The sequence below is a fragment of the Vibrio sp. Evd11 genome, from assembly GCF_900382755.1.
GTDB lineage: Bacteria > Pseudomonadota > Gammaproteobacteria > Enterobacterales > Vibrionaceae > Vibrio > Vibrio lentus.
Genome location: NZ_OSDX01000001.1, coordinates 1 through 25,937 on the forward strand (window position 1 = coordinate 1; position 25,937 = coordinate 25,937).

14 protein-coding genes and 1 pseudogene are annotated in these 25,937 nt (G+C 44.9%); 6 read left to right on the top strand and 9 right to left on the bottom strand.

From position 1 onward, the window contains the following. Both ED652_RS00005 and ED652_RS00010 read left to right on the top strand, forming a co-directional pair. Window positions 1-1,812 (top strand): annotated as a pseudogene (locus ED652_RS00005) (alpha-galactosidase). Between the two features lie 101 nt (window positions 1,813-1,913). Then, window positions 1,914-3,608, top strand: coding sequence for a solute:sodium symporter family transporter (locus tag ED652_RS00010; RefSeq protein WP_122053150.1), 1,695 nt, complete (start codon window positions 1,914-1,916; stop codon window positions 3,606-3,608). Window positions 3,609-3,700: 92 nt separating this feature from the next. On the opposite strand, the gene ED652_RS00015 is transcribed toward ED652_RS00010, so the two are convergent. Both ED652_RS00015 and ED652_RS00020 read right to left on the bottom strand, forming a co-directional pair. Beyond that, window positions 3,701-5,041 carry an MATE family efflux transporter gene (locus ED652_RS00015; protein ID WP_102466073.1) on the bottom strand — a complete coding sequence of 447 codons (1,341 nt, stop codon included), beginning with the start codon at window positions 5,039-5,041 and terminating at the stop codon, window positions 3,701-3,703. Window positions 5,042-5,317: 276 nt separating this feature from the next. Then, the gene (locus ED652_RS00020; protein WP_122053151.1) at window positions 5,318-6,400 is read right to left on the bottom strand and encodes an ABC transporter ATP-binding protein; all 1,083 of its coding nucleotides are present in this window, start codon (window positions 6,398-6,400) and stop codon (window positions 5,318-5,320) included. A 296-nt stretch (window positions 6,401-6,696) separates the two neighbouring features. On the opposite strand from ED652_RS00020, the gene ED652_RS00025 reads away from it, so the two are divergent. The 4 genes from ED652_RS00025 to ED652_RS00040 all read left to right on the top strand — a co-directional run bounded on the left by ED652_RS00025 (window position 6,697) and on the right by ED652_RS00040 (window position 13,149). Continuing rightward, a complete protein-coding gene (locus ED652_RS00025; RefSeq protein ID WP_065110865.1) occupies window positions 6,697-7,617 on the top strand; it encodes a carbohydrate ABC transporter permease in 921 nt (306 codons plus the stop codon). Continuing rightward, window positions 7,617-8,468 (top strand): carbohydrate ABC transporter permease, encoded by an 852-nt coding sequence (locus tag ED652_RS00030; protein WP_004734435.1) that lies wholly within the window; start codon window positions 7,617-7,619, stop codon window positions 8,466-8,468. Before ED652_RS00025 ends, ED652_RS00030 begins: the two co-directional genes overlap by 1 nt. A 177-nt stretch (window positions 8,469-8,645) precedes the next feature. Further along, window positions 8,646-9,872: an ABC transporter substrate-binding protein gene (locus ED652_RS00035; RefSeq protein WP_122053152.1), complete on the top strand. Its 1,227-nt coding sequence runs from the start codon at window positions 8,646-8,648 to the stop codon at window positions 9,870-9,872. A gap of 160 nt (window positions 9,873-10,032) precedes the next feature. Beyond that, window positions 10,033-13,149 carry a beta-galactosidase gene (locus ED652_RS00040; RefSeq protein ID WP_122053153.1) on the top strand — a complete coding sequence of 1,039 codons (3,117 nt, stop codon included), beginning with the start codon at window positions 10,033-10,035 and terminating at the stop codon, window positions 13,147-13,149. A 174-nt stretch (window positions 13,150-13,323) separates the two neighbouring features. On the opposite strand, the gene ygjK is transcribed toward ED652_RS00040, so the two are convergent. The 7 genes from ygjK to ebgR all read right to left on the bottom strand — a co-directional run bounded on the left by ygjK (window position 13,324) and on the right by ebgR (window position 25,664). After that, on the bottom strand, window positions 13,324-15,705 hold the full coding sequence (gene ygjK / locus ED652_RS00045) for an alpha-glucosidase (RefSeq protein WP_122053154.1): 2,382 nt from the start codon (window positions 15,703-15,705) through the stop codon (window positions 13,324-13,326). Between the two features lie 15 nt (window positions 15,706-15,720). Next, on the bottom strand, window positions 15,721-16,785 hold the full coding sequence (gene ygjJ, locus ED652_RS00050) for a protein YgjJ (protein WP_122053155.1): 1,065 nt from the start codon (window positions 16,783-16,785) through the stop codon (window positions 15,721-15,723). 400 nt (window positions 16,786-17,185) lie between these two features. Continuing rightward, on the bottom strand, window positions 17,186-18,619 hold the full coding sequence (locus ED652_RS00055) for an amino acid permease (RefSeq protein ID WP_017110436.1): 1,434 nt from the start codon (window positions 18,617-18,619) through the stop codon (window positions 17,186-17,188). 573 nt (window positions 18,620-19,192) lie between these two features. Beyond that, complete coding sequence (locus tag ED652_RS00060) at window positions 19,193-20,617, bottom strand: amino acid permease (protein ID WP_017110435.1); 1,425 nt, start codon at window positions 20,615-20,617, stop codon at window positions 19,193-19,195. A gap of 166 nt (window positions 20,618-20,783) precedes the next feature. After that, a complete protein-coding gene (locus ED652_RS00065) occupies window positions 20,784-21,236 on the bottom strand; it encodes a beta-galactosidase subunit beta (RefSeq protein ID WP_122053156.1) in 453 nt (150 codons plus the stop codon). Window positions 21,237-21,239: 3 nt separating this feature from the next. Beyond that, entirely contained in the window at window positions 21,240-24,356 is a 3,117-nt protein-coding gene (ebgA, locus tag ED652_RS00070) for a beta-galactosidase subunit alpha (protein WP_122053157.1), read from the bottom strand. A 324-nt stretch (window positions 24,357-24,680) separates the two neighbouring features. Continuing rightward, a complete protein-coding gene (ebgR, locus tag ED652_RS00075; protein WP_122053158.1) occupies window positions 24,681-25,664 on the bottom strand; it encodes a transcriptional regulator EbgR in 984 nt (327 codons plus the stop codon). Window positions 25,665-25,937: the final 273 nt, after the last annotated feature.

The window sequence follows — 25,937 nt, forward strand, 5'->3', positions numbered from 1 at the left end:
ATGGTTTTTTGTTGGCTTGCTAGCTTTTTAAAATCTGTATTATTAAGGCTATCCATAGCGATTTTCTGCAAGAGTTCGATGGTCTCAATTAGATCATATTTTTACTTGAATTGGTATAAATACTACCTGAACAAGCTTTCTTCAACGCTGCCATTACCGAATCATGCTAATGAGCTTATGACGTTCCATGGTCGTTGGTGTCATGAGTTTCAAACGCAACGTCAACGCTTTGAACACGGTGGCTTCATGCAAGAGAACCGTCGTGGCCGCACATCTCACGAGAATTTCCCTGGAATGTTTGTGGGCACGGAAGGTTTTTCTGAACAGAACGGTTTGGTTTGGGGGTTCCATTTAGGTTGGAGTGGCAATCACCAAATGCGTGCTGATGTGTGAAGTGATGGCCGTCATTTTGTTCAAGCTGGTGAGCTATTACTCGCTGGCGAATCTATTCTGGAATCTCAGGCAAGCTATCAAACACCTTGGTTATATGGTTGTTACAGCAACTCTGGTTTAAACGGTATTGCTCAACGTTTTCAGCAGTTTGTTCGTGACAACATTATTCAATTCCCTACCGATAAACCTCGCCCAGTGCATTTAAATACTTGGGAGGGGATCTACTTCGACCATAAACCTGACTACATTATGCAGATGGCAACCGAAGCCGGTGCGATGGGCGTTGAACGATTTATCATTGATGATGGTTGGTTTATCGGTCGTGATGGTGAACGTACCGCACTGGGCGACTGGTATTTGGATGAGGTGAAATATCCAAATGGCTTAGAACCTGTGATTGAACATGTAAACCAACAGGGTATGGAGTTTGGCCTTTGGGTTGAACCTGAGATGGTAAGTCAAGATTCCAATCTTTATCGAAACCATCCGGATTGGGTGCTTGGTTTACAAGGGTATCATCAACCATCTGGTCGTTGGCAGTACGTGTTAGACCTACAAAATGAAGCGTGTTTTAACTATTTGTATGAACGCCTCAATGCGCTTTTAACTCGATACAACATTACTTACCTTAAATGGGATATGAACCGAGAGTTGGTTCAACCGGGTCACAACGGGAAGGCTGCTGTGCATGGTCAAACTAAAGCGCTATACCGCCTTGTTGATGAATTGAACCTAGAACACCCAGACGTCGAGATCGAATCTTGTTCTTCGGGTGGTGGTCGTATCGACTTTGAAATTCTAAAACGAACGCATCGTTTCTGGGCATCGGATTGTAATGATGCCTTAGAGCGCCAAGCCATTCAGAAAGGCATGAGTTACTTCTTCCCTCCCGAAGTGATGGGGGCGCACATCGGCCCAGCAGAATGCCACTCAACCAACCGTCGTCACAGTATCAATATGCGTGGTGTAACCGCACTCATGGGGCACATGGGGGTTGAGCTTGACCCAGCTAAAGAGTCACCGGAAGAGAAACAAGCATTCTCACATTACATTTCACTGCATAAACAGTTCCGTCATGTTTTGCATTCTGGCCGTAGTTTCCGAATGGATCCTTCGGACAAAAATCAGAACATTTATGGCGTTGAAAATGACGATGAAATGTTGATCACCGTGTGCCAATTAGCCATGCCTGAATATGCTCTGCCTTCGCCACTTCGTATTAGTTGCGTTGAAGACAATGCGATGTATCAAGTGAAGTTAGTGGACATGCCACAAACCAGTTTCCAGTTGATGAAACAGCGCCCTCAATGGCTCGATAGAACGTTAACTTTGAGCGGCGATAACCTTAAAGAAATTGGATTGACCTTACCGATTCTAGACCCAGAGTCAGCATTGATTGTTCATCTAAAAAAGATATGAACCACTGACTCTGATCATCCCTACAAATAAAATTCTAAATATAAAAATATAATCGGCAGCGAGGAATTGCTGCCGCAATAACTAAACTTAAGGAAAACAAAATATCCATTACAGTTCTGCTGTCATTCTTGTTATTTACTGGTTTTGTTGTCGCGTTTACCTACAACAAAGTTAAAAATGACAAGAACACTTCACAAGACGGCTTCTTTCTCGGCGGAAGAAGCTTAACCGGTGGTTTGATTGCCAGCTCCCTTATCTTAACTAACTTGAGCGCGACCAGTTTTGTTGGTATGAGCGCACAAGCTTACACCCACAACATGAGTGTTATGGGTTGGGAGGTGGCATCTGGTGTCACCTTAGTGATTATTGCATTGATGCTAGTACCGCGTTATTTGAAGCAAGGGATTACGACCATTCCTGACTTTTTAGAAAGTCGCTACGACATGTCAGTGAAGAAGTTCGTGACCTTGCTTTTCTTGTGCCAATACGTCATCAATATTTTGCCAACCACACTTTATGCCGGTGCCGTTGTTTTGGGTGAAATTTTTGATGTTCAAGCGTTGTTGAATATTTCAGAATTCAGCTCGATCGCCCTTATTTCGGCGACAATCGGATTACTTGGTTTCTTTTATGCGATTTATGGCGGCCTGAAGGCGGTTGTGATTGCAGATACAATTAATGGCGTGGGCTTAATTGTTGGTGGCTTAATGATCCCTGTATTTGGTTTGATGGCATTGGGTGATGGTAGTTTTGGTGCTGGCTTGGATATTCTGCTTTATGCAGCGCCAGAGAAACTGCAGTCGGTTGGTACAGAGACCGATCCACTACCGTTCTCAACGCTATTTACGGGTCTATTACTTGTGAACCTTTATTACTGGGGGACGGATCAATCAATCATCCAACGTGCGTTGGGTGCTAAGAACTTAAAAGAAGGTCAAAAAGGGGTAATTCTGGCTGGCGCAATCAAGGTTATCTCACCACTGTTCTTAATCATTCCAGGTATCATTGCTTTTCATATGTTTGGGGCGGATGCGGGTAATCCAGACACCATGTACACTCGCTTGGTAAACGAAGTGTTGCCTAAACCATTAGTCGGTTTCTTTGTCGCAGTTATGTTTGGTGCCATCCTAAGTACCTTCAACGGTGTATTGAACAGCTCTACGACGTTATTTGCGTTGAACGTATACAAGCCTTTGTTTGGTCAAGGTAAAACGGATGAAGAGTTGGTGGATAAAGGTCGTATATTTGGCGTTGTGATTGCCATCATTTCTGTCTGTATTGCACCTTTCATCATGTATGCACCGGAAGGTTTGTTCCAATACCTACAGATGGTAGCGGGTTTCTTTAGTGTGCCAATCTTTACTATCGTGTTTGTTGGTTATGTCTCTAAGCGTGTGCCTGCCTTAGCTGCAAAAGTCGCGTTGGTGGTATTTGTAAGCTCATACGCTGCAATGCAGTTAGTCTTCAAAACGCCAATTCACTTTTTACATCAGTTAGCGATTCTGTTTGTTGTGTGTACGACATTGATGTTCATCATTGGTCACTTCATGCCACGTGAAGACGATTACGTCATGCCTGTGAATGAAAGCATTGATGTTACGCCTTGGGAGTTCCGCTTTGAAGCTTCAGCGATCATTCTTTACATGGTGCTAGGTGCTTACGTGATGTTCTCTGATGTCGGTTTTGTCTCTGATGATCCAACCATCATGCAAGTCTACGGTGTATGTGGCATTGTGATGTTGTTCGGGATTGTGGCTCGCTTAGCAAAGCGTAAGAAAGCACTTGCGACAGCGTAGTGAGTTCGAATAATTAAAATGAAAACGCCGCTCCTTGGAAATAGGGAGCGGCGTTTTTCGGTCTGATGAAGATAAACGTAAGGCTAAACGTTCTAGAACGAGAATCGAGTCCATTTCTTTGCTCGCCAACGATACGCCATGATGATTCCTCTGAACCATTCGTCCATAGCGATAGCCATCCACGCGCCAAACACACCATAACCCCAATGTACGCCAAGCAAGTAACTCATAGCGACGCCAATCCCCCACATGCTAAGTATGCCCATCTTGACTGGAAACTTAATGTCGCCTGTCGCTTTTAGACATGAGATGAAGATCAGATTAAATACACGGCCAGCTTCTAACAAGATTGAACCCGCAATGAGCATTGCGGCAAGGGCGATGATTTCAGGATCTTGAGTGAACAGATCTAGGATTTCGAAGCGGAACAGGTAGACCATACAAGTAATGCTAGTTGAAGCGATAAAGCCAACCACAAAGTAACGTTGTACACGGCTCGTTATTTCGTCTACCCAACCTTTACCGATGTAGTAACCCGTTTGAATTTGGCTACCTTGACCAATGGCTAAAGCAAACGCAAAAGAGAGGCGAGCAATGTTTTGTGCATAAGTAAATGCAGCTAGTGATGAGGTTCCCATTTGCACAATAAAGAAGGTAATTGTGATTTGCGCCATGTTGTAAGAGAGCACCTCGCCAGCGTTCATCGAGCCGATCTTAATGATTTTTTGATAGATAGATTTAGGCACTGATTGGAACTGCTTGAGAGGTAACTTTATGTCCTTGCTTCTTACGACACCAACTAAGATTAGTAGACCAATGGTTTGGCTAATGACAGTTGCCGTAGCAACCCCTTGTACACCGTATACTGGTAAACCAAAAGGTTGATATAGCGCGCAGTAGTTACCAAACACATTGATAACACCGGCTATTAGGTTGATGACCATTGGTGACTTAGAGTAACCATGGCTACGTAAAATCGTAGTTAACACCACACCAATCGTCACGTTGAAGGTGAGGGCACCACTAATAAATAAGTACTCTTGAGCGTATTGTTCAACTTGCGCCTCAAGTTGATAAAGCGGGATAAAATACTCTGCACCAAGAACCGCAATAATACTGAGCAATACACCAGTAATAATGGCTAAGATAATGCTCGCCACGCCCACATGAGCGCTTTCTTCATCGCGAGATGCACCATTATACTGTGCGATTAATATGCCTGTTCCGCTACTGACCATGGTCGAGACGATGATCAGAAAAAAGGATATCTGAGAGATAACACCAACGGCAGATACGGCTTTGTCTGAGTATCCCGATAACATGAATACATCACTGGTGTTGAGTGCGGTTCTTAGAAGGACTTCGATAAAAATTGGCCAAGTGAGCGCAACGATTCCCATGCGTTTATTTAGGGTGGAATCAGCAGTAGGCATTTAGGTTTTCTCAAAAAAAAGGGTAGGCGACACTATAGTTTAGCCATTATTGAGTAAACGACTATCAAATTAATGTCCGGATAGCGGTTAAGGATAAAGAAAGTTTAAATAAGTTCGTTTACCCACAATCTTGACCGTGATTGATGAAACTTCTGGGAAAGTTTCATAAAGATATCGAACCAGAAGGAAGGTACTTTACAGAAAGTTTTTTGCAGATAAGGGTTAAAGCAAAGCTGGTGTTGTCCACCAGCTTAATATGTTTTTGTATTCTTTGATTTAGTTGATTCTCTGTCCTTCGGCATCAAACAGGTGGCAATCTTTTGATGAGAAATTTAGATTTAGAGATTGATAACGTGTGACTTCTTGATCGCCGGGTAAATGAACTTTAAAGCTGTCTACGCCACAAGACTGACCAAACATATAGGTGCTGTTTCCTAGCCTTTCTACGACTTCACTCTGGAACTCAATGCTGATATCTGACTCGCCGTTGATCTCTAAGTGTTCTGGTCGAATACCAAGAGTCAGCTTTTGGCCTTCGGCTAGGCCATCACCTGGTATTGGCAGAATGATTTTACTTAGGCCATTAACGGTTAGTTCAGCGTGTGTTTCCGAGGTGTTATTCACCACACATGGTAAGAAGTTCATTTTTGGGGAACCGATAAAGCCTGCCACAAACTCATTTTGTGGAGAGTGATACAGTTCGAGTGGAGAACCGACTTGTTCGACTCGACCGTCTCTCAGTACTACGATCTTGTCAGCAAGCGTCATGGCTTCTACCTGATCGTGTGTAACGTAAATCATAGTGTTTTGCAGATCTTGGTGTAATTTGGCGATTTGTAAGCGCATATCGACACGAAGTTCAGCATCTAAATTTGATAATGGCTCGTCGAATAAGAACACTCTTGGGTTACGAACAATCGCTCGACCAATAGCAACACGCTGACGTTGTCCACCTGACAGTTCTTTAGGTTTACGTTTCAACAAAGGGTCTAGTTGAAGCGTTTTCGCGGCACTGGTGACTTGTTTCTCGACGACTTCTTTAGCTACACCGTTCATTTTCAGGCCAAAGCCCATGTTTTCTTCAACCGTCATATGCGGATAGAGGGCGTAGGACTGGAATACCATCGCCACACCACGCTCGGCAGGATCGACATCGTTAACCAGATCATCGCCAATATGGATCTCACCTTCAGTAATCTCTTCCAAGCCAGCAACTAAGCGTAAGAGGGTTGATTTACCGCAACCAGACGGCCCAACGAATACTACGAATTCGCCGTTAGTTATTTCTAGATCAACACCATGGATCGTTTGAACATCACCATATCGTTTGATGACCTGTTTTAAGCTGATATCAGCCATGCTCTCTCCTTGCTTCGTTGGACTACATCACTTTGCCTTTAAAACATACGCTCTCATCAGAAATTTGTTAGATGCCTCGGGTAAATTATTGATCCCGGTCATGCAAATTTTACAATCCATACTAATTTTTGTGGAAACGTTTACAAAATTAAAACATAACTGTGCGTAATGTTATCAATAAGCCTAATATTTGAACGTAATCACCATAAATGCTGAGTTGCTAGATTAAATTTAGAAATCTAGGTGGAAATTTATCAAATAGTAAATGAAGCTTTGAATACAAGGAATTCCGGGAAATGGAGCAATCTGTGAAAACGATATACCCAGAAAATCGCATCCCATCGGCCAAGAAGAAAAGACGTATTAGTTCCAAGGTATCGCCTTGGTTGTTCTTGGCACCTGCTATCGCCATCTTTTCTCTCTATGTTGTTTATCCAATTTTGGACAGCATTTGGCTCAGTTTCTTTGAGTGGGACGGGCTAGGTGAGAAAGAGTGGGTAGGGCTTGAGAACTATCGCGAACTGTTTGACTCAGATGCGTTCTACACTTCCTTAACGAATAATTTCCTTTGGTTGATATTCTTTATGCTCGCGCCACCTTGTGGCTTGGCGATTGCCCTTTTCTTAAACCAACAAGTGAAAGGCATTCGTGTCGTTAAATCCTTATTTTTCTTCCCCTTTGTTATCTCTCAAGTCGTGGTTGGTCTAGTGTTCTCCTGGTTCTATGACCCCTCATTTGGGCTTTTCAATATGGTATTGGGTGCGTTCGGTTTTGAGCCTATATCAATACTCGCTGATGAAGACTATGTGACCTACGGAATCATTGCCGCTGGTCTATGGCCACAAATCTCTTACTGCATGATCTTGTATCTAACGGGGTTGAATAACCTCGACCCAGAGCAATTAGAAGCGGCGCGACTAGATGGGGCGAAGAAATGGCGCATGCTCTGGTATGTGGTGCTTCCTCAATTAAGACCTGCGACGTTTATTGCTGTGGTCGTGACCGTAATTGGTGCCCTTCGTTCTTTCGATTTAGTGGCAACCATGACGGCTGGTGGACCTTGGGGAAGCTCGACGGTACTGGCGTATCAAATGTATGAAGAGTCTATTTTTAACTATCGAATGGGTTACGGTGCGGCGGTTTCAGTGGTGCTGTTTCTGATTATGGATATCTATATCGCTTACTTCTTGTGGCGCATGTTAAGGAGTGAAAAATAATGTTTCCGCAACCAATTCAAAAAGCCGGTCGCTTTACTAATATCAGTTACCGAGTCGCGTTACCTATCTCGATCGTAATGTGGTTGTTACCTCTTATTGCCGTGATGATGACGTCGATTCGTTCGATGGATGACATCAACAAAGGTAATTACTGGGGCTGGCCGAGCGAGATTCAGTTCATTGAAAACTACACCCAAGTTTTTACCTCGACCTCGATGGGGCAGTATTTAATCAATAGCTTGATCATCACGCTGCCAGCGGTCGCAGGTGCTGTCGCACTCTCGACTCTGGCCGGGTACGCCTTAGCGAAATACAACTTCAAAGCCAATGTGTGGATCTTTGCGATGTTCATTGCGGGCAACTTTGTTCCGTTCCAAATCTTGATGATTCCAGTACGTGATTTAACGATTGGACTTGGTCTTTACGATACCCATTGGGCGCTGATTTTCTTCCATATCGCTTTCCAAGCCGGTTTTTGTACCTTGTTCATGCGGAACTTTATTGTGGGTATTCCCGATGCGTTGATTGAAGCGGCGCGAGTGGAGGGCGTCAGTGAATGGAAAATATTTTGGCATGTGGTGCTGCCTTTAGTACGCCCTGCATTAGCTGCTCTAGCCGTGTTGGTGTTTACCTTTATTTGGAATGACTTCTTCTGGGCGTTGGTATTGGTTCAGAGTGATGACGTTCGCCCAGTAACCGCGGGGCTTAGTTCACTGCAAGGCCAGTGGTTGGCGTCTTGGCAGTTTATGTCTGCCGGAGCGGTCGTAGCTGCCATTCCGCCCGTAGTGCTGTTCTTCACTATGCAGAAACACTTTATTGCTGGCCTGACATTAGGCGCGACTAAAGGGTAAGCAACGAGATAATAATCAATACAACAACCTAGCAATAGCGGTTGATTTAAGCCGTTATTGCTGACGATATCCCGAATGGATGAACCATTGAAGAGTAACTAAAACACGAACAACCCTACGAGACAAAACAATAATAATTGGACTTAGTGAGCTTAGCTCTATAACAAGGACCTCAATATGAAATACGTGAAACATATCGCTGCTACGGCAGTGCTTGCTGCCTCCGTTTCTACAACAGCGTTTGCAGGAACCTTAGTCATCAACTCTGATGCTTCTGATCCAGCGCCAAAAGAAGCGTGGGGTGAGATCATCAATCGCTTTGAAAAAGAAAACCCAGATATTACGGTCAAGTACAACTTGTACGATCATGAGTCGTACAAAACAACGATTCGTAATTGGTTGGTCACTTCGCCGCCAGATGTGGTTTTTTGGTATGCGGGTAACCGAATGAAAGCCTTTGTTGATCGTGGCCTGTTCGAAGATGTGAGTGATATTTGGACTGACAATAATATGAAGCAAGACTTTGCGGCTGCCGCTCCTGCGATGACAGTACAGGGTAAGCAATTTGGTGTGCCATACACGTATTACCAATGGGGTATCTACTACCGTAAAGACATCTTTGAGCAATATGGAATTGCTGAACCGAAAACATGGGAAGATTTGAAGTCGGCATCGGCAACGCTTAAAGAAAATGGGGTTGCACCGTTTGCGATTGGTACTAAGTACTTGTGGACTGCCGCGGGTTGGTTTGATTACATCAACATGCGTACCAACGGCTTGGATTTCCACATTCAATTGATGGAAGGCAAGGTGCCTTATTCTGATGAGCGTGTGAAGAAAACGTTCGCTAACTGGGCAGAGCTTGTTGAACCTGGTTACTATCTAGAAAATCACGCCTCTTATTCATGGCAAGAAGCTCAGCCTTTCTTGTACAACGGTAAAGCGGCGATGTACCTAATGGGTAATTTCATTACGCCAAACTTCCCTGCTGAATTAGATGGCAAGATGGACTTCTTCCAATTCCCAGTGATCGATCCAAGTGTTCCTATGTCTGAAGATGCGCCAATGGATACGTTACACATTCCTTCTAAAGCGAAAAACAAGGAAGATGCTCGTAAGTTCCTAGAATTTGTTGCGCGTGCGGAAAATCAGCAACTCATCAATGAGATGCTGCTACAGATCCCGACCAACAATAAAGCCAAAGCGAAGTCAGACCCGTTCTTAGATAAAGGCGTAGCAATGCTGGCTTCTACCGAGGGCACGGCTCAGTTCTATGACCGAGACACCGATCCCGCGATGGCTAAAGAAGGCATGAAGGGCTTCCAAGAGTTTATGGTTCACCCTGATCGAATCGAAAAAATCTTGAAGAAACTCGATAAGGTGAGTAAACGCGCCTTTAAGTAATATTTCAATAGCCGCAGCTGTTCTGGCTGCGGTTTTTTTCTTCTCTTAAGAGATTATTGCAAGAGCTGTTTAGTTGGCGTTCGTAATGTTTGAACGCAATGAGGCGCTGAGTATCACTTGCAATGATTCACGTTGAATGGCTTTTGGTAAGGAACACTTCATGAGAACTTTCTCTCAAATCATCTCTGCCCGTGAGTGGGAAAATCAACACATCACCCATCACAATGTCATTGAGGCTCATGCTCCTTTGAATGGTTACACCTCGTTGGCTGAGGCTATGACGAAGAACTCGTCGAATACCTTGTCTCTCAATGGGGTTTGGAAGTTTCAGCTGTTCGATTCACCAGAGTTGGTCAGTGAAGAGGTTGTGTCTGAGCATTTTGATGACTCGATATGGGGGTCGATAGTGGTGCCAAGCAACTGGCAAATGCAAGGCTTTGATAAACCTATCTATACCAATGTGAAATATCCTTTTGCTGATAACCCTCCTTTCGTCCCTAGCGATAACCCGACAGGGCTCTACCGAACGCGTTTTAATTGCACGGAACAGGAGTTATTAGACACTCATAGGTTGACCTTCGACGGCGTGAATTCTGCATTTCATTTGTGGTGCAACGGGAAGTGGGTTGGGTATTCACAAGACAGCCGATTACCGGCTGAATTTGACGTGTCTGAATACTTACAAGCAGGCGAGAACACGCTGGTAGTGATGGTGCTGCGTTGGTCTGATGGTTCCTATCTTGAAGACCAAGACATGTGGTGGCTCAGCGGAATATTCCGTGATGTGATTTTATTGATAAAACCCAAGGTCGCAATCGAGGATATTGGTATTGAGACTCAGCTAGATGCTTGCTATCGCGATGCAGTTTTAAATATTTCTACGCAAATAACCAAGCACAGCAATGATGTAGAAAGCTGCTATAAGCTGAAAGCTGAACTTTATGATGATCAAGGAAAGTTGGCTTGCGAACCTCAAATCGTGGGTTTTGGTGAGCGTTATGTTGATGAAAAAGGGCCTTGGTCTGAAATGGCTGAACACAGCATTTCAGTGGTTAATCCGAACAAGTGGAGTGCTGAGTCACCTTACTTATATCGCTGTGTAGTGTCGTTACTCAATCAACAAGATGAGCTTATTGATTGTGAGGCTTACGATGTCGGATTTCGAAGTGTTGAAATTACCGATAGTTTGCTAAAAATTAACGGTAAGCCGTTGCTAATTCGTGGTGTGAATCGCCATGAACATCATCCTGAATTGGGTCACACCATGACTCGTGAAGGCATGATTCAAGACATCAAACTGCTCAAGCAAAATAACTTCAATGCCGTTAGAACCGCTCATTATCCGAATCATCCATTGTGGTATGAACTATGTGATGAGTATGGTCTCTATCTGGTTGATGAAGCGAATGTGGAAACTCATGGTCAATTTCCGATGTGCCGTTTATCCGACGATGCGTCATGGTTGAATGCGTACATGAGACGAATGACAAGGCTGGTGGAGCGCGATAAAAACCACGCCAGCGTGATCATTTGGTCGCTGGGTAATGAATCGGGTATTGGTCGCAATCACCATGCGATGTATCAATGGGTGAAACAAACAGATCCAACACGCCCCGTTCAGTATGAAGGTGGCGGGGCAGATACCGCAGCGACCGACATTTTATGTCCTATGTATGCACGGGTTGATTGGGATTTACCTGTGGTTGAGAGTCAACCTAAAGTGACACCTCGCGTGGGCATTCGTAAAGCGATAGCTCTACCAAACGAGCATCGTCCGCTGATCTTGTGTGAGTATGCACATGCGATGGGCAATAGCCTTGGTAGCTTTGATAAATACTGGCAAGCTTTTCGAGACAACCCTAGATTGCAAGGTGGATTTATCTGGGACTGGGTCGATCAAGGGGTCACCAAAACCGATTCGAGCGGCAAGCAATATTGGGGATACGGTGGTGATTTCGGTGACGATATTAATGATCGCCAGTTCTGCATTAATGGTTTGGTATTCCCCGATAGAACGGTTCATCCAACGTTACATGAAGTGAAAAAAGCGCAGCAGTTTTATCAATTCAAGCTGGTTTCTGCATCACCATTGGTGATTGAGATTACCAGTGAGTATTTATTTGATGCAGAGTCTGTCGAAACGCTTAATTGGAATATCACTCAAGATGGAATTGTTCAATGTCATGGCAGTATTGAACTGCTTGTTGAAGCTCAATCCAGTGTGCAGATTGAGCTTGATGGAGTGACTATTCCGAACACGGCTAATGCGCTCAACTTCCTTAATCTCGATGTGGTGTTGAATACCAATACGGCGTGGGCTGACAAAGGTCATGTGACGGCCATTGAACAACTGAATTTACCTACTCAACCGCAATTAGTTTTGGACGCCAACCTTTCACAAAATCTACCGCAAGTTATTGAAACTGAAAAACAGCTAACGGTTATCGGCGATGATTACCAAGTTGAGTTTGATGTGTTAACAGGGACCTTAGACAGTTGGCTAGTGAATGGGGTTGAACAGTTAACCGGTGGCTTAAAAGATAACTTCTATCGAGCACCACTAGACAATGATATTGGTGTAAGCGAGGCCAATCGAGTAGATCCCAATTCATGGATAGCGCGTTGGCAGGCAATGGGGCTTGATTCACTTACTCCTGAGTGTATTGAATTTTCCCACTTCACTCAGCAAAACTCTGTATCGGTGACAGCAAGAATTGCTCACTTAGTTGAAGGGCAGGTGAGGTTGCTTACTTGTTGGCAATATCAGCTTTATGCTGATGGTGAGGTCAAGCTAGATGTGGATGTGCAAGCGGCGAGAGGCTTGCCGTCGTTACCACGAGTGGGATTAACATTTGCATTGAAGAATCTCCCAGATGGCGTGAGTTGGTTCGGTCGCGGACCTCATGAAAACTATCCCGATAGAAAGATGTCGGCACACGTTGGTTTACATCAGCAAAGCATAAATCAAATGCACACTCCTTATATTTTCCCTTCAGACAGCGGCTTACGTTGCGATGTTCGTGAGGCAAAAATTGGTGGATTTGAACTGAAAGGAAACTTCCACTTTTCTGTCAGTCGATTTGGGCAACAGCAATTACAGCAGGCGAAACACACCTGTGATTTAGTTGAACAAGAGCAATTGTTTGTGAACATTGATGGTTTTCACATGGGGGTTGGTGGGGATGATTCTTGGACGCCAAGCGTACATGATGAATTCAAATTATTGGAAGAGCATTACCATTATCAGGTGCGTTTTCATTGTGGTGATATAGGCTAACGTGCAGCGAATAGAGTAAAAGGATCATGGTAGGCCAAATAGTCTAAGTGCTTGTTTGTTAGCTTATTTGGCTTCAGGTGTAAAAAAGGCACTCAGCGAGATACTGAGTGCCAAAGCCTGAAATTTATGAGGTTATCTTTTCATTGAATTCCAGAAGACAGGTATAGGTTTGATTTACTCTGCGTCAGTAAAGAAATCGTTGTAAAGCATGTATAGGTGAGCAGCACTCCAAGAGAAGTTTGGTGCACCTTGTTGTTCGCCGGTTAGTGGATTGTAGTTCTCACGGATAGGGCCGTCTTGCACTAGTCCATCGGCGTGATCAAAGAATGCACCTGCCATTTCAATCGCATCGTCACGGTAGCCGTAGCTGTCCATGCCTTTTAGACCGAAGTAGAATTGGTCTACCCAAACGCGTCCACGCCAGTAAATATCTGGGCCAAATGCTGGGCTAGAAAGCGCCGCTGTGCCTAGTGGAACGTAGGTATTGAACTCTTCTGTATCTTTCATTACAGAGACAACTGCATCAGCGTTAGCTTGAGTGGCAGCAGCATTGAACAATGGTGACCAACCTTCAGGGCCTTTACCACGCTCTACAATCGGTTTACCTGCACAGCCGTTGGCTAGTGGTTTGTCTTCGATACGAATGTCGTAGAAGAAGTTAGTGCCTTCGTCGAACATACAAGTGTTGATGTAGTTCGACAGATGCTCAGCCTTTTCGCGGAACTCTTTCGCTTCTGCGTCTTTACCTAGAATGTCAGCCATTTCTGCTAGGTACTTGTTGTCGCTGTACATGTAGCTTGCTTGGTCGACAGACTCTTGCAGTAGTGAGTAGCCCAATAGCGTGCCATCTTCAGCGCGGTTTTGAGCGAACTCAACATCCCAATCGCTGCGCTTGCCGCCGTTCGCCACATACGCGTCTAGCTGATCTTTATCGATGAAACCGAATGCGGCTGCATCGTCACGACCTGATTCCCAAGATGCGGCTGTTTGAGCTGGGCTTTCGATGTAATCGTAGTTACCTTCAGCCACAACTTTATCCAGTGCTGCTTGGCCTACGACTGTTTCATGTTTGTCACCACGAACCACGGTGAAGTACATTTCACCTTCAGGTGTGTTGTGTGCTTTGTCGCGTGCTGCGCCATATTCAGGTACACCGTTGCCGTTGTTGTCACGGTTGCGTAGCCACCAATTGTGGTAAGCCACGAGCTTTGGATACATCTCTTCGAGCCAAGCTTCATCGCTGGTGGTCTTGTAGACTTCCATTACTGCCCATGCCGCTAGGCTTGGTTTGGTATTACGTTCATTCCAGTTACCACCGTCGCCGCCACGTTCTGGGCTTAGGTTGTAAGCCAATAAATCGGGCACGTAGCCTTCATCCCAAGGGCGAACAGCGTCGTCGGCCTGAATTTGGTAAGCGAACATCGCACGGATGTTGTCTTTCGCTACGTCTGGGTTGAAGTGAGCCATTGCGTAGGCTTGTTTCCATGTGTCCCACGGCCAAGTTTGGTTGCCCGAGAACCAACGTGCAGTCACTGATGGTGTCACTGAATCAAACTCCATCGCACCGGCTGCGCCACGCCAGTTACCGTTTAGGGTTTCCATCGCTTTAACCGCAACACGTTCTTGTTCTGGTGTCGCGTTCGGGTTGGTTAAACCCATCTCAAGATAGCCTTCCCAACGTTCTGCTGATGCCGCTAAGAAGTCGGTAGGGTTTGCCATGATCTTTTTGATTTCAGGCTGTTCTGCTTGCGCTTCTTCTGCCGTTAGAACATGTGAGTATGTGGTGTAGATAGTTGTCGATGCTTCAATGTTTGCCGTTGAAGTAAACGCTAAACCATCAACTGTAGTTTGCGCTGGAATTGATTTGTGAACTTGGTACTCAGACTCACCTGACGTAAGTAGATCCCACGTTGAACGCACTTTACCAAAGGTGACCTTTAGGCCATCGTCGGTTGCGACGATTTGACGGTCATACTCAGGGTAAGTTTCAGCGATTGTTTTGTCGGTTTGCGCCACGCCTTCTTTCGCGTGTGTCTTTTCGAGTAGCTCACCATCCCACACCAGTTCTACTGGGGAGTCGGTAGTGATTTTGGTTTCTAGCAGAGAGGTACGGTTTGAAGCAAAGCGCATCGTCATTTCTACCGTTACATCGTCAGATTTTAGTGTCTGAACCAATGCTCCCGGTAGGCTGTAAGCTTCCATGGTGAATGCGATTTTTTTGCCATCTTTGAACACGCTTAGGCGGTCAAAGTTATCTGCCATGAAGTTAATGTATTCTTCAGTAAGCAGTGCCGTTCCTGGGAAGCCGCCCATGCCTTCAGCTGTGTCTGGCAGCAAGTGACCGTGCCATGCACCTAGGTCGAAGAATGGGTTAAAGCGCTGGTGGTCATCGAAGTCGTAATCACGCATGTATTCTGGTGAGCCAGTGCGGTCGATAACGTTCTTAAATTCGTTTGCTTGCAGTTGCTCTGTGTCAGAACTTGAGTTTGATGTACAGCCAGTAACAACAAGTGCTGCGCCAATAGCGAGAGCTGCGAATGATTTATTCAGTTTCATGATGAGTTCCTGTTATTACCAGTAGAAGTATTGCATTGCGAACACTTGCGCGTCGCCGATTTCAGTGTCGCTGCCTACGCCAAAGCGGCTATCGAAAGCAGTCGCAAACGCGCCATTGCCGTATTCGTACCAAACGCCAGCATTGATGTAAGAGGTGATCTCTTTGTCGCCATTGTCACCGTCAAAGTTTGCGTAGTTGTAGGCTGCTGATAGGTAAACGCCTTGTGCTGCTTCGTACCACGCACTGGTTTGAATACCTGACTCGCTACCGAAAGATTCTTGGTTGCCTTTATCGGTATCATGCCAAATACGAGTGGCGAAGTTTTTGTATTCAGCACCTAATAGTAGAAGTTCACCGCCGTCATTATTACGAACTTCACCGCCACCCATTAGGGTCAGGTCGTCAGTGAGGTCGTATTGGAGGTAACCATTGACCATGGCGTTCTTATCTTTCCATTGGTCTGCGAAGCTGTCGTATTTACCGAAGTGAACGAGAGCATCGTCTTCAGAGAAGTCAGACTCTGGCGCGAAAGAAACGCTGTAGCGAAGTTTGCCTTCTAGGTTTTGAATCTTCACACCAAGATGTACGTCACGCGTGTTTGAGATTGCGTAGCCGTACTCAACTGTAGGGTCACCCCACCATTGAACGTCATCCAGTGACGAGTCCATACGACCGACAATAAATTCTGTTTTTGCATCGGTGCGGTAGCCAGCGTAAAAGCGGTTAAAACCACCTTCGAAGCCGCCCCAGCCGTGGCCAGTCGCCCAAGCGTTACCTTCGTCATCGGCTTGTACCGTCCAGCCTTCCATGTAAGCAAGACCAAACCAATTACCGTGCTCGATAGCTAAACCCGCTTCAATGTAAGTGCCGTCTGCGTAGCGACCCTTATCATCACCTTCGAGTGCCACATGACCACCAAGGCCAAGCTCTCCGTAAAAGTTAAACAGCGTTTCTGATTCTGTTTTAGGGGGCTGAGTGTCGCTGTGGTTAGCCGCGGTTTCATCAGCGTGCGCATTGGCCGTAAGGGCAGCAAGAATACAACTTGTAATAAGAGTCTTTTTAGTAAAACTACTTTTCATTTTGTTCACTTCTGTGTCGGGGTTATAAATGAAGCTTCGTAAGCAGTTCTGACTTCTAATATGGGGTGCTCTTCAAGGCGTATATGGTCAGGTCACTTACGATCGCAAAACTAATATTAATGATTATTTTTGTGTTTAAAATTAAATAAACTTAAAAGTGTGATCTATTTTTAGTAAAAATTTACTGTTAATTTATTTTGGGTTTTAGTTGGATTTATAAACAAATATCAGGCGAGGGATACATTGGTGTTGTGAATCTATTTTTAATGAAAGGAATAACTCGGTAAATAGATGTAAGGCGCAGCGATAAGAAAAAAGGGAAGCGAATAAAAAGGCACTCGCCAAATAGTGAGTGCCTAAGAGAGTTCAAATCAAGATTAAGACCAAGGTAAGGAGAACACTAGGCGTTAGCAGTTTCCGGCTTTGCTTCTAGTTTCTTCTCTTCTGGAGATAAGCTTTTCTCGTATTGACCGTATTTCCACCATGCGTAGCCAAGGAAGATCACAATCCCACCCACGTTGTAGAAGATAATGGTCATGATGTCTGCGCCAGTCGGGAAGGTTGATGCAAAGAAACCCACTGTAAAGATAGCGATAAGAATCGACACCGCTGTGATACCCACTCGGCGTGAACCCATGCGGAAATCTCGTGGGAGATGATCAAGTTTTACACGCAGGTGCAGGTAAGCAATCATAATGAACAGTGGCGGCAACATAGAGGCTGCAGCGGTCATGTTGATGATGGTGCTCATCAAGTCTTGTACGGTGTCCGACGCCAACGTTGGGATGAACATCAGTGGAATCACTATGAAGAACTGAACCCATGCTGCACGCTCTGGCACGCCTTGTTTGTTGAGTGCGACGGTTTTCTCACCGAAGATACCTTTAGGGATTTCAGAGAAGAAAATCTTAACCGGAGTCGCTGTCCACATCAGTAGAGAGCCCAACATCGCAGTGAATGAAACCACACCAACGAAACGGTTCATCAGTATTTCAGACAATCCAAAGTGTCTTGCTAGCCCTTCGAATACCTGCACCGAACCACCAGTAAACTTAAGTTCTTCGCGAGCAACGAATACGTTCGCAAGCACAGAGCCAACCGAGTAAAGCGCACCGATAAAGATACCCGCAATGATGATCACTTTAACGAAAGACTTGTGTCCGCCTTTGATGTCGTTGACGTAAACCGCAACCGATTCAGCACCGCCAGCCGCCATGAAGATCCAAGTGATTACCCCAAGGAATGCCCAGTTAAAGCTTGGTGTCATCGCTTCAATGGTGATTGGGTCAGCTGGCTCGATACCACCGATCAAAGCACCGCCTGAAAGCAGGATGTAAGACAGAGTCAGCAACAACATCAGTGACGAGGTTAGTGAGGTGATTGGGCCAAGTAGCTTCGCGCCGTTGTTTGAAATGTGTGTAGCAACCGCAAATAGAATGGTGCTCAAGATCGCCGTGGTTATCGGCGTAAATATGTATTCGAATCCTAAGAACGCATACGACGCATAAGCGATGATTCTAGGCAGCAGAGAGGTGAAGAAGAATAGGTTAACAAACCAGTAGGTGTAAGCTGAAATAAACGCCCAGCGACCGCCTAGAGAGCTTTTAACCCAAGAATAAACACCCGCCTCAGAGTCTTTATTCAATGATACAAACTCAGCCACGATCAAACAAAAGGGCACAAAGTAAAAGATGGTTGCTAAAAAGAACATCGGAGCTGAGGAAAGGCCAATTTCGATGTTGTTGTTTATGATGTTATTGAAGCTGTATACCGCCGCGAAGGTCATAGACAGTAGGGCAAACTTGCCTATCGTACTGCGTTTATTATCGGACATGATGTTCTCCGGTGAATCACGTTGATGATCGTTATTTACTAGGTCCTAGAGAGGGAGATCTAGGCCGTGTTTTTATTGTTATGTTGGTTTGGCAAACACCCGCTTCATGAAGTCAGGTTTGGCTCATTTATTATTTTTGTATTGATTTACGAACTAATTCCTTGGCGTTTATCTTTTCGATTTCAGTAAATTTATTACTTGAATTTCAAATGCAACACTAAGGCATTCATCGAAGAAATTGGCTTTCTCATGTACGACGATGTAACAGGCTTGTAGGGGCTTTGTGTCGTTTATTGTTCTATGAGTTTTTCTATTTCTTCAGCAAGAAGATTAAAGATTAAGCGGCGGGAAGTTAATCGGAATTGATCAAATATGTGATATCGAGTAAATAAATTTAGTTAATATTTTACCTGTGTTTTTATTCGAGTTTTATTACGATCTAACTAACGTTTTTCGTGAAGTGAAACCTTGACGGAATGACGTTTTTATTCTTGTTTATTGGTATTTAATCTTCTGATTTAAAACAAAAAAAGCGCCATAAGGCGCTTTTCAATTAGAGGTGTTAATTTTGGATTACGACTGCTTTGCGGCTTCTAACTTCGCGTCTTTACCTGCTTGCTTCTTTTCAAAGCGAGAGATCCACCACCAAGCGATCGCTGAGAACACTGCCGTCATAAATACGTTGACGAAGAACGCTTGCATTAGGTCTACACCCGTTGGGAATGCTGACGCTGTCATGCTCACAACGAAGATACCGATAAGTACAGATACAACAGCCATACCTTGAACTCGCGTACCCATGCGGAAGTCACGTGGTGTATCGTCATGCTTCAAGCGGAATACAAAGTACGCCACCATGATGAAGATAGGCGGTAACATTGCCGTACCAGCTGTTAGGTTAATCGCTGTGTTCATCATGTCTTGTACAGACTCAGAACCGAAGCCGTTTATAACGAGCATTAGGAATACGAACGCAAACTGCCACCATGCTGCGCGTACTGGCACACCGTGTTCGTTAAGCTCAGTCGTCTTCTCACCGTAAACACCTTTAGGGATTTCAGAGAAGTGAATTTTTACTGGAGCTGCTGTCCACATCATCATCGAACCGAACATAGCGACGAACAGGATGATACCGACGAAGCGACCTGTTAGAGATTGTGAAATGTCGAAGTAGTTCGCCATACCAGTGAAGATTTCAACCATGCCGCCAGCATAAGTGAGTTCATCACGTGCAACGAATACGTTCACTAATAGAGAACCGACTGCATACATGATACCGATAGCGATACCCGCGCTGATGATCACCTTGATGAAAGACTTATGACCACCTTTAACATCGTTTAGGTAAGCGGCTGCGGTTTCTGCACCACCGGCTGCTTGGAAGATCCAACACATAATACCTAGTGTTGCCCAGTTGATGGTTGGCGTCATTGCTTCTAGCGTGATTGGTTCTACTGGCTCATGGTTACCACCTAATGCCATTAGTGCGCCGATAACGTAAACCGCGAACAGTGCAAATACGCCGTATGCCACGATCTCTGCAATCTTACCTAACCAGCTCGCGCCTTTAGTCGAGATGTGCGTTGCCGCCGCAAATAGGCCAATTGAGATTGCCGATGTCACAATCGGAGAGAAGGCGTACTCGTAGCCAAGCATTGCGTAAGATGCGTATGCGATAACGTTAGGTAGTAGTGATACAAACCAGAATAGGTTAACGAACCAATAGAGGAATGAACCTAAGTAGGCCGCTTTTGAGCCTAAAGGCTGTTTAAGCCAGTCATACATGCCTGACTCAGAATTTTTATTTGCTGATACGAATTCAGCAATAATGAATACGAATGGAATGAAGTAAATAAGAGTGGCAAGCAAAAAGATAGGGGCTGAACTCAATCCCAATTCGATGTTGTTATTTACAATGTTGCGAACGTTAAATACCGCTGCAAATGTCATGGAGAGTAAGGCAAATTTACCTAACTTACCGCGTACAGATTCAGACATAGTGTCCTCCAAGGGTCACGTAATTATAGTCGTTATTTCTTTAAGCTTCCTTGTAGGGAAGAAGCGTAAAGGCGTTATGCAGTGTGACTGAGCCTTGAACGGCAAGGCTCAGTACACACTGTGAATAGATCTTGTTGTTGCTTTCGTTTGTTTAGCTTTCAGTTACTTACTTATTAAGGAAGTAACCGTCTTCAATAGTCACTTTCAGCACTACTTTGCGTACTCGGTTATCACCGTGGAAGCGGTAAGCTTTGCTGTTATCAAAGATCGCTACTTGACCTTCAATGAGTTCACGAGTTTCACCGTTACCCATTAGGTGTTCACGGTCAGTCTCATCGCTGTAAGCTTGGATTTGCTCTAGCTCTGACTTGGCTGCGAAATCGACGGTTTCACGACCTTCTAGGTAGTAATGCACGTCGAAGTAACGACGGTTGCCAGTAAAGTTTTCGGTGTTACGAGCCACGCCGTCTTCAATCATGTAAGCCAGTGAGTCACCAATTGAATACATCACGCCATCTTTGATGTTGCCGATGTTTTCAATCGCTTCTACACAGCGTTGCCATTTACGACCGTCGCGGTAAACGACTTTAAATTGCTCTAGGTTGTCTAAAACGATCATCGCTTATGCCTCGTTCTGTTGTGGTTGAGCTTTCGGAGCGTTCGCCGTGAAAAACTCATTACCAAAGTTGTGATTGATTAGGTGCTGCGCATCGCAATCGCCTGCTTGGAATGGAACCAGAGTTAAGCCGTAGCGGAACTCATCCATGTACACGCGGTAAGAATCTAACACTTCACTGCCCCAAGAGTTCGAGCCTAAGCCCATCACTTGGTGGTCTAGGTTTAGCGTGATGTAACCGCTCTTCTCTAGCTCAATGGTGTGTTGTGCTTGGTGCAGGTTTTGGTTGGTGTAGAACCATGCGCTGAAGTTGATTTCTTGCTGTGGTTTTACTGCAATACCATTACCTGCGCGGCTTGAAAGCGCAGCCCAACGAACGTGTTGGCGGTTGCCGTTATTTTGTGGGAACGGGTAGTTCTCGAACATGTCAGCCACGGTTGATTGGTACACATCAATCATGTTGGCTTGTTTGCTGTCTTGGTAGTTCTCTTCAGGGCCACGGCCGTAGTATTGAACTTGGTCGAAATCACCGTTAATGCCCATATCGAAACCAATCACTGGAATCACATGTGGGTAATCACCGTAGCGTTCGCCGCTCAGTTCAACGTTCAGTTGGCCTTCGGCACTGATTTGGTAGCGATATTCACAGCGCATGCCGAAATCAAATACCGGTGGAGCAATGATGCTGGTGGTGGTGATCTCAATCTTGCCGTTGTTCTCTTCCACGTTTAGCGTGCGGAAGTGCTCTTGCATGATTTGTAGATGCGCAGGCTCCCAGTAACCATCGTGCTCTTGCTTATGGTTATCGATCATTGGCTTGAAGAAGTTCAGCTTAGGTTCCGACTTAATCAGTTCTTCGCCATTGACTAACCATGACGTCAGCTTGCCGTTCACTTTCGAGAAGTTCAGTGCAAAGTTATGGCCTTTGATTACATAAGCGAGGCGAGACTCTTCAACATTCAGTGCCGTTGCATTGTTGTTGGTGAAGGCGTCAAGCTGCGCTGTGTTCTCTTTCACTTGGAATTGGTAAACCGCGATATCGTGGTTCGCTTCGCTGTATGAAGTACGAGAATCTTTGCGAACAGTAAAGTTCACAAACACTTCACGCTCATCAAGCTCTGGCAAGTTAAGTGTCAGTTCGCGGCTAGAGTTTTCAGCCAGCTCTTCAACCTTGATATGTTGCACAGCAATGGTTTTACCTTCAGCGCGGATTTCCGCAGTGATGGTGTAGTCATCAATGTTTGAGAACCAAAGTTTGTTATCGACAGTGAAGGTGCCCGTTTGTGCATCGAAATCGCGAAGCTTCACTGGGGCAATCACTTGTTTGTACTCTTTCAAGCCTGGGCCTGGTGTTTGGTCTGGGTAGATCAAACCGTCCATGCAGAAGTTGTAGTTGTTCGGGTAGTCACCGTAGTCACCACCGTACTTGTAGAACTCTGTGCCTGCTTCATCACGTGCCAGAATGCCGTGATCACACCATTCCCAAACATAGTGACCTTGAATCGCATCATGCTTGTAGAACACGTTTTGGTATTCGGTTAAACCGCCAGGGCCGTTACCCATTGCGTGTGCGTATTCGCAGATGATGCGTGGTTTTTCATGTGGAAATTCACCGAAGGCATTCATCAGTTGAGCGCGTGAGTACATGGTTGAAATGATGTCTACTACTTCAGCATCACGGTCTTCTTCGTAGTGAACCAGACGCGTGTCATCAATCGCTTTCGCTGCATCGTACATAGAACGGATGTTGCAGCCGTAGCCAGATTCGTTACCTAGCGACCACATGATGATAGAAGGGTGGTTCTTTTGAGCGTGGATATGACGTTCGATACGCTCAACAAACACCGCTTCCCATGCGGCATCGTTAGTGATGCGGCTTAGGTCGCCAACGTTAGCAAAGCCGTGTGTTTCAACATCGGTTTCGCCCATCACGAATAGGCCGTAGATATCACACAGTTCGTAGAAGCGTGGGTCGTTCGGGTAGTGCGCTGTACGTACTGAGTTGATGTTGTGTTGCTTCATCAGTACCAAGTCTTTCTCTACGCGATCCATACCAACAGCGCGACCTTTCAGGTGGTCGTTGTCGTGGCGGTTTACACCGTGCAGCATCACGTACTTGTTGTTGATGTAGAACAGACCATCACGCACTTTAATATCGCGGAAACCAACGCGTTGTGGAATAACTTCCAGCACCTTGCCGTCAGCGTCTTTCAGCGTCAGTAGCAGTTGGTACAGGTAAGGGTTTTCAGCGTTCCATTGAACTGGGTTAACCACATCAATAGAGAATTGAGTATTCGCATTGCCGTCAGTCAATCTATTAGGAACGGCTAGGTTATCAACTGCGCCTTGCGAGATAACTTGGCCGCCATCAAGCAATGCGTACTCAAGGGTTGCGTTTGTTGCTGCTGCTAGGTTTTCTAGGGCAACGTTGCACGACAGGGTAGCGCTTTGGTAAGCGTCGTCGAAGTCAGTGCGAACGGTAACGTCTTGAACGTGCAGTTGCTCTTTACCTACTAGGTAAACATCACGGAAGATACCGCCCGTCCACCACATGTCTTGGTCTTCAATGTAGGTTGAGTCGGCCCACTGCATCACACGAATAGAAAGCAGGTTGTTGCCTGCTTTTACATGGCTAGAGATATCGAACTCAGCGGTTAGGCGGCTGCCTTTGCTGAAACCCACGTACTCGCCGTTTACGTAAACTTCGAAATAAGTTTCAACGCCATCAAATTTGATGATGGTTTGTTTCTCGTCCCAGCTTTCGCCTAGGAAGAAAGAGCGTTGGTATGCACCGGTTGGGTTGTCTGATGGTACGAAAGGCACATCAATTGGGAATGGGAAACCTTCATCTGTGTATTGAAGATCGCCGTGGCCTTCCATTTGCCACATGTTTGGAACCGTAATGTGGCCCCAGTCTTTCATTTCTTGAGAGTAGAACTCTTCAGGAACCAATAGTGGATTGGTGAAATAGTTGAAATTCCATTGACCACTCAATAGTTGGAAGTGGCTGCTAAGTTCACGCTGAAACGTTTTTGCATTCTTTTCTGATGCGTATGAGAAGAAGTATGCACGCGGTGCCATACGGTTCTCATGTAAGTTCAGGAAGTTTTCCCAGTTGTTCACGTTGCCTCTCTCTCGGCCTAAATGCAATTTGCTGACCGACGTTCTTATGCGTAATTGGGTCGTAGTGAATACGAGTATTTTTGGACTGAGGTAATTATTAGTAAAAGTTTTACTAAATGAAATTGGTGAAAACGTTTTACTTTAACTCCATCACGTTTTTTGTGGGCTTTTTACAGTGGTGTGTGATCCACTTAAAAGAATGTCATTTGGTGATTTAGGTGAGTATTTCAGAAGGGAAATATGCGTATGTTGGCGTATATGAAAGACATAAAAAAGGCCACCTTCAATAAAGGTAGCCTTATTTTATATATTTGATTTATATGATTATTTTGTTGTGTCGCGCAGCTTGAGTTTACTAGGCACATAGACTCTAAGTGGGATGGTTCGTCCGTCGCGCGCTTTCTCTATCAGCAGGTTAACACCTTGAATTCCCATCAGTTCAGAATGGATACGAACCGTTGATAAAGATGGGAAGGTAAACTTAGCGGTTGGGATGTCATTTACACTGATCAGCGCAATGTCTTCAGGAATGCGCAAACCGTGCTCATGAATCGCTCGTAAAACGCCAATAGCGATGGAATCTGATGCAATAAACATGGCTTTCGGGTAATTCTCGCTCTCTAGCATTTTCTTCGCTAGGTCGTAGCCCGATGAGCTAGAGAAGTCGCCGCGATAGATATCTTGCTCACTGACTACGTTTTTAAGGCCGCCGTATTCAGCAAAAGCCACTTCACGAATGTCTGAAGTATTGATGTCGTCTTGCCCACCAATGAAACCAATGCGTTGATAACCTTGGTTAATGAAGAAGTTGGTGATCTCTTTGCTGATACGAGCAAGATCGATATCGACAGAATCATAAGGTTCTGAGTGATCCGTAAAGTCGACGTAGCAAATATTATCGGTCAGCTTTTTCGCTTGCTCGATAACTTCTTGTGTCATTCGGCCGACTAATAAAACACCGGTAATGTTGCTAGAACTAACCTGTATTTTGCTTTCATAACAATTAGTTAGTCCAACTTCCATTTTTTCACATTGGGTTTCAATCCCGTGGCGAATCGATAGATAGTAAGGGTCATTCACTTCAGCTTCTTGCTTGTAGTTATACAGCGCAAGGAAGTGATGATTTTGTTTTTTACTGCTAACGGCTTTTCGTGAGCTGCTGGTTTTGTATTCCAACTTCTCTGCAATTTCAAAGATACGCCTTTTGGTCTCTTCCTTGACGCTTAATGTTGGATCTTCATTGAGAACCCTTGAAACTGTAGCCAATGAAACATGTGCTTCAGTCGCGATATCTTTTAACGTTGCCATACTCACTTCCTGTTATTGGAACATTGCGCTGCTTTGAAATTGGTATTTAGTAAAAAAGCAATGCACCTCTTTATTCTACAGACCTATTGTAATCAAACTGGAAGTCATTGCATTAACTTTTAGTAAAATAAATGTTCAACTCCTCTATGATGTCTAAAATCTAACTATCTATAATTATCTTATTAAAATTCAATGAATTAGATATTTTTGTTTATAGGTTCTCCCTATGTCACGTTCAGTAACAATGATATGAGTTAGTGTAAACGTTTACAC

What these genes read in the sequence shown, in the direction of transcription:
- ED652_RS00040 (WP_122053153.1), top strand. Translation starts at nt 10,033, where the DNA reads ATGAGAACTTTCTCTCAAATCATCTCTGCCCGTGAGTGGGAAAATCAA.
- ED652_RS00030 (WP_004734435.1), top strand. Translation starts at nt 7,617, where the DNA reads ATGTTTCCGCAACCAATTCAAAAAGCCGGTCGCTTTACTAATATCAGT.
- ED652_RS00035 (WP_122053152.1), top strand. Translation starts at nt 8,646, where the DNA reads ATGAAATACGTGAAACATATCGCTGCTACGGCAGTGCTTGCTGCCTCC.
- ED652_RS00065 (WP_122053156.1), bottom strand. Translation starts at nt 21,236, where the DNA reads ATGATCGTTTTAGACAACCTAGAGCAATTTAAAGTCGTTTACCGCGAC.
- ygjK (WP_122053154.1), bottom strand. Translation starts at nt 15,705, where the DNA reads ATGAAACTGAATAAATCATTCGCAGCTCTCGCTATTGGCGCAGCACTT.
- ED652_RS00025 (WP_065110865.1), top strand. Translation starts at nt 6,697, where the DNA reads ATGGAGCAATCTGTGAAAACGATATACCCAGAAAATCGCATCCCATCG.
- ED652_RS00055 (WP_017110436.1), bottom strand. Translation starts at nt 18,619, where the DNA reads ATGTCCGATAATAAACGCAGTACGATAGGCAAGTTTGCCCTACTGTCT.
- ebgR (WP_122053158.1), bottom strand. Translation starts at nt 25,664, where the DNA reads ATGGCAACGTTAAAAGATATCGCGACTGAAGCACATGTTTCATTGGCT.
- ED652_RS00060 (WP_017110435.1), bottom strand. Translation starts at nt 20,617, where the DNA reads ATGTCTGAATCTGTACGCGGTAAGTTAGGTAAATTTGCCTTACTCTCC.
- ED652_RS00020 (WP_122053151.1), bottom strand. Translation starts at nt 6,400, where the DNA reads ATGGCTGATATCAGCTTAAAACAGGTCATCAAACGATATGGTGATGTT.
- ygjJ (WP_122053155.1), bottom strand. Translation starts at nt 16,785, where the DNA reads ATGAAAAGTAGTTTTACTAAAAAGACTCTTATTACAAGTTGTATTCTT.
- ED652_RS00015 (WP_102466073.1), bottom strand. Translation starts at nt 5,041, where the DNA reads ATGCCTACTGCTGATTCCACCCTAAATAAACGCATGGGAATCGTTGCG.